Raw genomic sequence first — 9,995 nt, forward strand, 5'->3', positions numbered from 1 at the left:
ACGACTGATTAAAAGCGCCAAGAAAAAGCTTTATCTTATTTTAGATGACCTACGTATGCATCACGCTAAAGCCGTGAAGGCATGGGTGACTAAGAGGCCGTCGAGGATTCTGAAATATTTCAAATCATTCAAATCATTCAAATCATTCAAAATTTCTTATGCTACCTGATTCCCCGCCCCTTTTAATATCTCATGAATCGGCAACTATCCACGCAGCGCCTAGCTAGCTACTGTAGTATTTAAATCAGCACTAAATATGCGCCTTCTTTTTATTGGTTGCTTTATCTTATTTTGACTTAGCAACCTGTCCAATCTTGGCAGACCAGCTCAGCCGCCAACGACCAATCTAAATTGATCAGCCTATGAAATGACTGTGTTACATTTTCAAAGAAAAGAGCCTCACCGAACGAGGGGTGACTCTTCCCCTCCTAGCGTCGCATTTGACGCCCTGTTGTAACTAAGCATTGCCATTTTTTATAGCCAGCTGTTCAAGTAATATGCTTTCTAGAGTCATGACTGTGACTGAATCATCCGTTGACCTAACAACAAGCAATGGAACCATGCGCTGCAAGGTCGTAAGACCGACTAACGGCGGTTGATTTCCTACTGTTATTTTCTACTCTGAGATCTTCCAAATTACCGCCCCCATCGCCCGTACCGCAGCCTTTCCTAGCTGGCCATGGCTATGTGGTTATCGTCCCTGAAGTTTTCCATGAACTAAACGACATCGGCACAGTTCTCGCCTACGACGACACGGGTAAAGACAAGGGCAACGACGACAAGTTCACCAAGCCTCTATCAGATCACGATTCCGACACGGATGCCATTGTCACATGGGTCGACACGCAAGACTTCTGCAATGTAGCATCGGCAGCTTTGGCGTCTACCTCGGCGGTCACTTAGCCTGCCGAGCTGCACTCCATCCACGGCTGCAAGCCGCTGCATGTCTCTACGCAACGGATATCCATTCCTCTACCATGCCCGCGGGCACCAAACCTCAGACTATCGAACTACTTGGAGAGATCCCTAGCGAGATCATGTTCATATGGGGGCGCCAAGACCCACACGTCCCGTTAGACGGCAGAAAGCAACTCTACAACACCCTCAACGACGTTGAAGCCAACTTCACCTGGCACGAATTCAATGCTCAGCATGCCTTCATGCATGACGAAGGCGACCGCTACGACCCAGAAATAGCCACGCTCTGCCACAGACTCATCCTCGATCTCTTCCACAGATCACTGCGCTAGCCAATATTTTCAGAAATGCGGAAACCGTTGAATTCTGTTTTCGACAGAATTCACAAAACCCACAAATTTTACCAGCCAGATTCACTAGTATCGGTTAAAAAAAAATTATCCCCATTCTGAAGAATATTGTAAATCCCGTCTAGCTGCTACCGGCATCAAGCCTAGCAAAGATCACATCAATGGCATATTCTGAGTCCACTCCCTATCCTCATTCCTGAGACTAGTGCTATTCGTGGTAGAAATAGTTCCATCTCGATTTTATCAAGCCCAGCTGCTTTAAATTCTTTCGTCTATTTCACGGTTGATACATTCACATCAACGGCACTCCAAACTTCTTCATGAGCAGATGGAGAAGCACAAACAGGACGATGGTCCCGACACAGTATGCCCCCAACGTCCAGCCAAAATGGATTCCCTTCTTGAGCATCCAAGGGATGACTAAAAACATGGGAAGAGTAGGCAAGACATACCAGAACGTGAACCATGCATGATTGCCGATTTTGTCAGTCTGTTCCTCGCCACGAAGTTCTACAAACATCCAGATCATAGCAATCGTCGTGACAACGGGTAAGGCGGCTATCAGCGCCCCCAGCTTATCACTGCGTTTGGCGAACTCAGATACTAGCACAACAATTCCTGCTGTGATGAGGTATTTTAAAAATATGGGCATGATCCTATAATTTGAAATTTAGTAATTTGAAATACTGAGCAATCGCTGCTAGAAGACTTGTACCTCTTTATTCGATTGCCTTCAACTGCTTCCTCATGAAACTCATCCCTATCCTTGCGCTTTGCGCATTACCGCTTCTCTCGTGCTCCTCCACCCAAGACACAGCTCCTGTCCTAGTTAAGACTAACAGCTCCTCTAAACTTAGCCCGGCACAGAAGAAGAAAATCGGCAACAAGATTTGGCAAAATGAATGTGGTGGCTCAGTCAATGGCCTAACGACTTGGAATAAAGGAGAAGAATTTCCGTCGATGGGAATTGGCCACTTCATTTGGTACCCTATAGATTTCAATGGCCGCTGGACTGAATCTTTCCCAGATTTCATCCGCTACGCCCAAGCTTCAGGCCGCAAGGACGTCCCAGCGTGGGTGCTCCAGTCGAAACATTGTCCATGGAATAGCAAGGCTGCCTTCCAAGCCGATTTCAATGGCGCACAACTCTCCAGCCTCAGAACGTTCCTATCTAACAGCGTAACCCTGCAGACTGACTTCATCATCCAGAAATCACAGGCAGCACTGCCGAAAATGCTCAATGCCGCACCTGCCGCCGATCGTCAGCGCATCCAAACCAACTACCATCTCGTATCAACCTCGACCAATGGCACTTACGCTCTCATCGATTACGTCAACTTCAAAGGGGAAGGCATCAACCCACGTGAGCGCTACAGCAACCAAGGTTGGGGACTACTCCAAGTACTCTCAAACATGCGACCAAGCAAAGGCGGCCAAGACTCAGCTAGAGCCTTCGCCGACAGCGCAAAATTCACCCTCGACCAGAGAATCAAGAACTCCCCCGCCGAGCGTGGTGAAAAACGCTGGAAAGAAGGCTGGCATAATCGCTGCGAGACCTATGCCAAGGCATTTTAGGCCTACCGTTTTAAGTGTTTCGCCTAAACCGACTCACACTCACAATGCAACTTCATGCTTAAGCTATTGCCATCGAAAAGCACTTGCTGGGTTTTGCTATTCGTTGGCATTGCAGTTCTTTGCCTACTCTACCAGGTTCCTTTGCATAACAAGCGTCTATGCGTTAGTGGCGTTCTAGCTTCACTAGTAGTCTGGTCCTGCGCTCTACGCTTACTGTATCCCCATAAAAAAGCATTCTGACCCCTAGCTTTGCTATCAGCGCTCACAGTGACTGCCATCTTACTGTGGCCACTAGCGAACTACGACTAGCAAGCTATCCATGCTTGCTACTTAAAGTACTTAGATAAGTACGAGGGAGTTGATTAGCACTGGGGTGGTGAGGATCACCAAGGAATCGACTGACCAGGCCTACCTAGGAGGGCGTATCGCGACGCGCTAGCCACAGATTCGATCAAACAAATGGACCCAGCACTGGGGCGCGAGACCATCCTGCAATGGTGGTACTACACGAGCGCCAAATCATTACTCGAGAACTATAAAAAAAATACCAAAGCCCGCGGGACTTCAGGCTTTATTAAAGATTTCAAACCAAGCGACGCCTAAGCTAGTGACCTAGCTGTCACGAAAAGTGGGCTACACGTGATTGTTTACCTCGGTAAATCCCGCTGGAACCAAGCCAATACAGCAGAAGGCTAAGTGCACACTTTACCCAACACCGGTGAAAGCCTCAGCTTCGACATGCCAGTGGAAATTCTCCACTGGAGTCTACTCGACTAAACTACTAGTCTTCGTCTCTCCGAACTACCCATCAGGAGTCAATTCGCTGATCGCCTGCATGATTCTATCCGAGATTTTCTGGTAGCCATCTTTACCGCGGAGCTCTTTGAATTCCTGTTTGGTGAATCGTATTGGGTCGCCAACGACGACATCGATCTGGTTACATTTCATCTTCCCTGAGCCGCGTGGGAGTGCGTCGTAGGCTCCGAAAATTCGCATTGGTTGAACAGTCGCTTGCGCTTTAGACACAATCAACCCAACACCCGGAAGACCAGGATTTAAGCCACCGTGAAGTGTCCGCTCCCCCTCAGGAAACATCACCACTTTTTTGCCCGCCTTAAGAGCTCTGATGATATTTTTGAGACCAGTCATATCTGGGTTCTCTTGATCGATAGGAATCGCGTCCCACTTAGTGTAGAGCCATTTCGCAAAACCTCTGAATAGTGTTTTACGCGCTAGGTAAGTCACATTCATTGGGTGCACAATACCAATCAATGGCGGATCCAAAAAGCTCTCGTGGTTTGCACACATGAGTACTCCACCTTCTTCGACAAGCTTATGGTCGTTGATTACTCTGCGGTTAAAAAACGCTTTGCCAGCGCTCGTGAAAAAAGTGTAACCCACCCAATAGACAAATTTCATAAGAAGTAGGAGTTAGTTTGCTTTTGATAGAAGTTCTTCGGATGCGCCACGCTCACGCAACACATTCAATGCAGCTTGGACGACCTGTTCAACATCCATATCACTAGAGTCAATCACGACAGCTCCCTCCGCAATCACCAATGGTGAGCTTTTACGCTGGCTGTCTTCTTTATCGCGCGCTGTTGGATCATCAATGATACCCTCAGCTGAGCGGCGCTTTCGGCGCACTTCCTCTGATGCATCGATGTACATTTTGAAAGGAGTCTCAGGAAATACCACTGAGCCAATATCTCGCCCCTCCATCACAACTGACCCGAGTTCGAGGTAGTCGCGTTGCATGCTGACTAACAAATCTCGCACTTCCTGAATTGCAGCAACTTTAGACACTCGGCTATTGACCGCGTCTTGGCGGAGCGCATCACCTGGATCGACTCCATCGACGAGGACTGTGGAAAGATTATTTTCAACTCCACAGCTAAATTTCACACGAGCTAACAACTCGACCACAGCTGCTGAATCAGCAGCCTCCACTCCATGCTGAATAGTTGCCCAAGCCACTGCGCGGTACATCGCCCCAGTGTTCACCATTATAAGCCCTAGACGTTTTGCCAAAGTTTTGGCGACTGTACTTTTACCTGAAGCCGCTGGCCCGTCGATAGCTACTGCTATATTACTCATGACTTTTAAATTCTTGCATCCGTCTTCGCTCACGCTAGCGAGTCTCTCAAAGAAGTCTGGGAAAGTTTTGGCAGTACAGCCTGGGTCATTGATGGTTATTCCGCAGTCAAGATCTAGGGCAACGAGGGAAAAGCACATTGCTATGCGGTGGTCATCGTATGTCTCGATGGCGGCGTGTTGGATTTTAGCTGGAGGCGTGATCTCAATGAAATCCTCGCCTTCGACAACCTCAGCACCGACTTTACGAAGCTCTGTAGCCATCGCGAAAAGACGGTCCGTTTCTTTAACGCGCCAGTTGTAAATATTGCGAATAGCCGTGGTTCCTTTGGCAAAGAGAGCTGTGGTGGCAATGGTCATGGCAGCATCAGGAATGTGATTCATATCCTGATCGACAGCTGTTAGCTCGCTACCCTCGACAATGAGGTATTCATCGAACCACTCGACTTTGGCGCCCATATCTTCGAGAACTTTGGCGAAAGCCACGTCACCTTGCACGCTCTTTTTGCCAATGCCTGTAACCTTGATACGTCCCCCTTTGATCGCTCCAGCTGCGAGGAAGTAGGAAGCGGATGAGGCATCCCCTTCGACCATAAATTTGCCCGGTGACTTGTACTTCTGGCCTGACTTAACAACGAAGCTCTGGTAGTTGTTATTTTCAACTTCCACACCAAATTGCGCCATGATGGATGTAGTGATATCAATGTACGGTTTAGAGACAAGCTCCCCTACGATCTCAATCTCCATATCATTTTCAGCATACGGAGCTGACATCAAGAGTGCTGTAAGAAACTGACTGGAGATCGTTCCATCAATCTTCACCTTGCCACCCTTGAGGCCATTCGCTTTGATCAAAAGTGGTGGGAACCCATCATTGTTCAAATACGTGATGTCACAGCCCATGGAGTGCAGGGCATCCACAAGGTCGCCGATTGGCCGCTCTTCCATGCGCTCAATGCCAGTCAGTGTGAACTCACCTTTACCCAGTGTCATCGCACCTGCGAGCGAACGCATTGCAGTTCCAGCATTGCCTAGGAACAGCTCTAGTTGCTCTCCAGTTCCAAGCGCTCGGCCTAATCCTTGAATCACACAGCGTGTGCCGCCATCACTCAACTCGTAACTCACTCCAAGCGAGGATAGAGCCTCCAGCATCCGTTGGACGTCATCGCTGTCGAGCAAGTTTGTTATTTCAGTCGTTCCCTCAGCTAGGGCTGCTAGCAAGAGTGCGCGGTTAGATAAGCTCTTTGAGCCTGGCATGTTGACCTCACCATTGATCTTAGAGATCGGTTCTAATGTGATAGATTCCATTGAATTAAATTAGTTTCTTATAGTTGTTAGATGAGCTCTCTCTTTTGCTTTGCTTGCTCTAGATATGCATGCATTTGCTCACGGTCTTCCCTTTCAAGGCAATCCATAAGATCCACGAGATCAGTGATGCTCTCACGCATCGAGCGCTGGAGGGCATCACGGTTTTCCATCAAAATTTCAGTCCAGAGCCCTGGGTCTCCACCTGCGACTCGGGTTGTGTCACGCATACCTCCACCACAAAGCTCCGCAATGTCATTGTAGGCCAGCCCGACTGTCGCCCCCACTGATGCTAGGACATGTGGGAAATGGCTCACACGTGCAACAGCATAGTCGTGATCTTCGGCACTCATGCGCCGAGTCTTGCAGCCAAGACTCTGCCAAAATTCCTCGAGTAGCTTAACTTGGCATTCCTCTACATTTTCCTCATTGGTTACGAGGCAAGTCGCACCATCCATAAGATCCACACGTGCTGCCTCCATCCCAGTTTTCTCAGAACCTGCCATCGGATGACTGCCAATGAACTGCACAGCACTACCTTTGACGAGTGGAGCAATTTCAGCGTGAGGAAGGCGCTTCACACTCCCAACATCTGTGAGCAATAGTGGAATGTCGCCCTGCGTCGCCACAATCTGAGACACCAGATGCTTCATCACTCCCACGGGAGTGGCCAAGATGCAGAGGTCTACACCAGAAATAGCCTCTGAAAGATCCGTAGTGGTCTGCTCAACGCCCATGGCACGAGCCACTTCTAACGGTTGCTCTCGGCGTCCCCATAATAACAAGTCGAACTCTGGCAGGTGCTTTTTTACAGCCAGAGCAATCGAGCCACCTAGCAATCCGGGCCCAAGTATGGAAACGCGTTTGATCATTACGAATGGATATAAAAAGCGCCGATCCTAATTTGCAAGGCTCGGCGCGATAAAAAATAGTCTCGAAGTCAGGACCTAAGGCACACGGAACTTGTGTGTCTTGTCGCTGTCGTACGGGTCACGCACGAGAGTGCCTTGTGGAATTCCGCGCACATCCACTTGATTTTTAGTGAATGGGTTAAAGACGAAGCCTTGCTTACCCGGAACCTTTGTTGCGTACGGGTGAGTTGCTGACGCAGCTGGAGAACCAGCAGTAGCATGAGGGTCCACAGTTGGAAGCTGACCATTATTTGGAGTTGTGGGGTAGCCTCCATTCTCAAGGCGTAGACGAGCCTCCTCGAGTTGCCTCTGGCCTTCATCATTGATTACAGTCTCATCCGTAGGCGCTGGTGGAGTCACCGGCTGCTTAGGATTTTGCGGCTCATAGGGTGGATAGTAACAGGAGGTCATCAGACCGCTGAACATTACTGCGAGCAGAGCGAATATAGAAATTCTCATCATGGCTAGGCTTATTTAAGTCAGAGTAGTTAAGTTGAAAACAGTACAGCTGTTGAGCTGCAAAAGCAATACTGCATAGAATCTTGACGTAAGCTTTGATAAAGTCAAGTCGTCGCGCGCAAAAATCAGCATATTACTCTCGGCCCCATAGGGCTTGAACTCATCAGCCCTATCGCATTTACTCAGTGAGCAAACCAGTATGCACAATTCATCCAACTCACCGACTTACCTAAAGACTCTAGCAGAGGTCGAATCCTTCATCCTCCAGACTGGTCCGACTGATAGCGACTTTAACGCATTAGCTCTGCGCCTGTTTCACTACCAGTTGGGAAATAATCCTGGATATTCCAATTTCTGCAAAGCGCTAGATATTCATCAAATCAATTGCTGGCAGGAAGTCCCCACACTAACCACCGATGTCTTCAAGTGCCAGCCCCCACCTAGTTGCCTCACTGCAAACCTCGTGCAGAGCACCTTCATGACCTCTGGCACCACTGGCGAGGAGCGCGGACAGCACCACTTCCGCAACACCCAACTCTACGATTTGTCAATCTTGACCGCTTGGCAGCAACTAGGCCTCCCACAACCGACCAACTTATTCATTCTCACGCCTCCACCTGAGCAAACTCCGCATTCATCACTTTCCCACATGATGGAAACCTTGCGTCAGACACATTGCCCAGAAGCGTGCTACTTGATCAACAACGGTAAACTAGACCCAGCTCCGTTACTCCAAGCCCTAACATCTGACCAACCAATCAGCCTCTTGGGCACTGCTCTCGCCTTTCTTAACCTCTTTGAAACCCTTCCAGCCCCTATTCAGCTCCCCGCTGGAAGTTGGGCGATGGAGACGGGTGGCTACAAGGGTAGTGGCCGCACTTTGAGTAAGGTTGAACTCTATGCTGAGTTCGAGAAAATGCTACGTATTTCTAGTGAGCAAATTTGGAATGAATACTCGATGACTGAGCTCAGCTCCCAGTTCTACACCCGCGGCATTGGCAGAGCTCATCACGCGCCACACTGGATGAAAGTCCAGGTCCTCGACCCCGAGACCGACCAAGCTGTTGCCCCCGGTGAGATGGGTTACCTCGTCATCCATGACCTGGCTAACATCGATTCTGTCTCAGCTCTACGCACTCAGGATTTGGCGATCTACCATGATTCACATAGCTTCACCTTGGTAGGACGAGACCCATCCGCTCTGCCCAGAGGCTGTTCCCGCTCGATCGATGAAGCGCTGAATCAGTAATTCTCTTTACCTCCGCTAGATCCTAGCTTACCACTCTCAGCGCTCCATTTATGCACCCTTACGAAGACATTCCACTCAACCTCGCTGGCTACGCTCTCGCAGCTTGGCTAATCCTATCGCACCTCTGGATGTTAGTGAAATCTGACGAGGCTATGGTATTTCTCAAGAAGTTCCCTCGCAATCAAGTTGCAGGAGCTATCCTTATGACCATCGGCATGGCATGGTTCTGGTTGCTCGTTTCCCCATTCAAATCCCCTATAGCAATGGATCTTGGCGAATTTAACGGAGCAAAAAGAATCTTACTCGTCGCCGTCCCAGTCGTGGCATACCTCATGATCACGGGAGTTAAAGAATTCCTCGCCGTGCGTGGACTCGGTGTGGTTGCCCTGATGGCTGCCGCGCCACTTCTAGCAGCTGCTTTTATGGAGCCAGCTACAGGCAAATTGCTTGTGCCAATTTTCGCCTACGGAATGCTCACAGTCGGCCTATTCTGCGTCGGCATGCCTTACCTTCTACGCGATGCTATTACTTGGGCTATTGCTAGCCCCGGTCGTTTCAAAGCTCTAGCATTTGGCGGATTGGCCTACGGCGTTGCGGTGCTGGTCTGCTCTATCCTCTGGTGGTAATTTCCCCTAACCGACTCGCGACTCTAGCCACTTCTCAGCGTTCTCAAATTCGCTATGAGCAAACGTCTTTATCTCGGCTCTAAGAAGTGCTGGGCTAGTTTGGGCAAGGTACTGACAACCTTAGCATCGCTCACGATGGCCACCTTTTCTATCTCCTAATGATGGTCGCGGACAAAGCGCATATGACCAATAAAGCCCTCAAAGCCCTCAAAGCCCTCAAAGCCCTCAAAGCCCTCAAAGCCCTCAAAGCCCTCAAAGTCCTCCTAACCCGGGAAATCCTCGGTATAAATCATCAGGCCTTTCAATTTTTTGAGACATGCTAAGTAAGCATCCACAGCCTCACTTAAAACGACAAAATCCTCAGCACTCAAGGCTGACTTAGGCTGGACAACTACCATCGGGGATGTCCCTCAGATCGTTAAAACTCAGCTGAGGTTGATTGCGTGATTTGTATCATTTAGTTGATGTTGGGCAACTACTTTCTTGCGCAGTATCCGCTGGAGTGGAG

General features: G+C 49.2%; 10 protein-coding genes and 2 pseudogenes. 6 read left to right on the forward strand and 6 right to left on the reverse strand.

The genetic code is table 11. The features are described 5' to 3' along the window. Positions 1-512 precede the first annotated feature (512 nt). Positions 513-1,250, forward strand: a pseudogene (locus tag ABGY95_RS10495) (dienelactone hydrolase family protein). 310 nt (positions 1,251-1,560) lie between these two features. Here the strand turns inward: ABGY95_RS10495 and ABGY95_RS10500 are convergent. Then, on the reverse strand, positions 1,561-1,920 hold the full coding sequence (locus ABGY95_RS10500; RefSeq protein WP_347441635.1) for a DUF3147 family protein: 360 nt from the start codon (positions 1,918-1,920) through the stop codon (positions 1,561-1,563). 95 nt (positions 1,921-2,015) lie between these two features. Between ABGY95_RS10500 and ABGY95_RS10505 the strand changes: the two genes are divergently transcribed. Together ABGY95_RS10505 and ABGY95_RS10510 are read left to right on the forward strand one after the other, a co-directional pair. Next, positions 2,016-2,843 (forward strand): hypothetical protein, encoded by an 828-nt coding sequence (locus ABGY95_RS10505; RefSeq protein ID WP_347441636.1) that lies wholly within the window; start codon positions 2,016-2,018, stop codon positions 2,841-2,843. A 459-nt stretch (positions 2,844-3,302) separates the two neighbouring features. Then, a complete protein-coding gene (locus tag ABGY95_RS10510; RefSeq protein WP_347441637.1) occupies positions 3,303-3,446 on the forward strand; it encodes a hypothetical protein in 144 nt (47 codons plus the stop codon). Positions 3,447-3,644: 198 nt separating this feature from the next. On the opposite strand, the gene ABGY95_RS10515 is transcribed toward ABGY95_RS10510, so the two are convergent. The 5 genes and pseudogenes from ABGY95_RS10515 to ABGY95_RS10535 form a co-directional block, all read right to left on the reverse strand. After that, the gene (locus ABGY95_RS10515) at positions 3,645-4,262 is read right to left on the reverse strand and encodes a lysophospholipid acyltransferase family protein (protein WP_347441638.1); all 618 of its coding nucleotides are present in this window, start codon (positions 4,260-4,262) and stop codon (positions 3,645-3,647) included. A 12-nt stretch (positions 4,263-4,274) separates the two neighbouring features. Next, positions 4,275-4,940, reverse strand: a complete 666-nt coding sequence (cmk, locus tag ABGY95_RS10520) for a (d)CMP kinase (RefSeq protein WP_347441644.1) — start codon at positions 4,938-4,940, stop codon at positions 4,275-4,277. A gap of 27 nt (positions 4,941-4,967) precedes the next feature. Further along, positions 4,968-6,245, reverse strand: a pseudogene (gene aroA, locus ABGY95_RS10525) (3-phosphoshikimate 1-carboxyvinyltransferase); the annotation flags it as partial. A 26-nt stretch (positions 6,246-6,271) separates the two neighbouring features. Next, a complete protein-coding gene (locus ABGY95_RS10530; RefSeq protein WP_347441639.1) occupies positions 6,272-7,114 on the reverse strand; it encodes a prephenate dehydrogenase/arogenate dehydrogenase family protein in 843 nt (280 codons plus the stop codon). Between the two features lie 75 nt (positions 7,115-7,189). Next, the gene (locus tag ABGY95_RS10535) at positions 7,190-7,615 is read right to left on the reverse strand and encodes a hypothetical protein (protein ID WP_347441640.1); all 426 of its coding nucleotides are present in this window, start codon (positions 7,613-7,615) and stop codon (positions 7,190-7,192) included. A 196-nt stretch (positions 7,616-7,811) separates the two neighbouring features. On the opposite strand from ABGY95_RS10535, the gene ABGY95_RS10540 reads away from it, so the two are divergent. The 3 genes from ABGY95_RS10540 to ABGY95_RS10550 all read left to right on the forward strand — a co-directional run bounded on the left by ABGY95_RS10540 (position 7,812) and on the right by ABGY95_RS10550 (position 9,810). Next, entirely contained in the window at positions 7,812-8,861 is a 1,050-nt protein-coding gene (locus ABGY95_RS10540; RefSeq protein ID WP_347441641.1) for a hypothetical protein, read from the forward strand. Between the two features lie 50 nt (positions 8,862-8,911). Further along, a complete protein-coding gene (locus ABGY95_RS10545; protein WP_347441642.1) occupies positions 8,912-9,487 on the forward strand; it encodes a hypothetical protein in 576 nt (191 codons plus the stop codon). A gap of 182 nt (positions 9,488-9,669) precedes the next feature. Continuing rightward, on the forward strand, positions 9,670-9,810 hold the full coding sequence (locus ABGY95_RS10550) for a hypothetical protein (RefSeq protein WP_347441643.1): 141 nt from the start codon (positions 9,670-9,672) through the stop codon (positions 9,808-9,810). Positions 9,811-9,995 lie beyond the last annotated feature (185 nt).

It is taken from the genome of Rubritalea sp. (genome assembly GCF_039830215.1).
GTDB lineage: Bacteria > Verrucomicrobiota > Verrucomicrobiia > Verrucomicrobiales > Akkermansiaceae > Rubritalea.

Coding starts and splice junctions, on each gene's coding strand:
- ABGY95_RS10545 (WP_347441642.1), top strand. CDS start 8,912: ATGCACCCTTACGAAGACATTCCACTCAACCTCGCTGGCTACGCTCTC.
- ABGY95_RS10550 (WP_347441643.1), top strand. CDS start 9,670: ATGACCAATAAAGCCCTCAAAGCCCTCAAAGCCCTCAAAGCCCTCAAA.
- ABGY95_RS10500 (WP_347441635.1), bottom strand. CDS start 1,920: ATGCCCATATTTTTAAAATACCTCATCACAGCAGGAATTGTTGTGCTA.
- ABGY95_RS10505 (WP_347441636.1), top strand. CDS start 2,016: ATGAAACTCATCCCTATCCTTGCGCTTTGCGCATTACCGCTTCTCTCG.
- ABGY95_RS10515 (WP_347441638.1), bottom strand. CDS start 4,262: ATGAAATTTGTCTATTGGGTGGGTTACACTTTTTTCACGAGCGCTGGC.
- ABGY95_RS10510 (WP_347441637.1), top strand. CDS start 3,303: ATGGACCCAGCACTGGGGCGCGAGACCATCCTGCAATGGTGGTACTAC.
- ABGY95_RS10530 (WP_347441639.1), bottom strand. CDS start 7,114: ATGATCAAACGCGTTTCCATACTTGGGCCCGGATTGCTAGGTGGCTCG.
- ABGY95_RS10535 (WP_347441640.1), bottom strand. CDS start 7,615: ATGATGAGAATTTCTATATTCGCTCTGCTCGCAGTAATGTTCAGCGGT.
- cmk (WP_347441644.1), bottom strand. CDS start 4,940: ATGAGTAATATAGCAGTAGCTATCGACGGGCCAGCGGCTTCAGGTAAA.
- ABGY95_RS10540 (WP_347441641.1), top strand. CDS start 7,812: ATGCACAATTCATCCAACTCACCGACTTACCTAAAGACTCTAGCAGAG.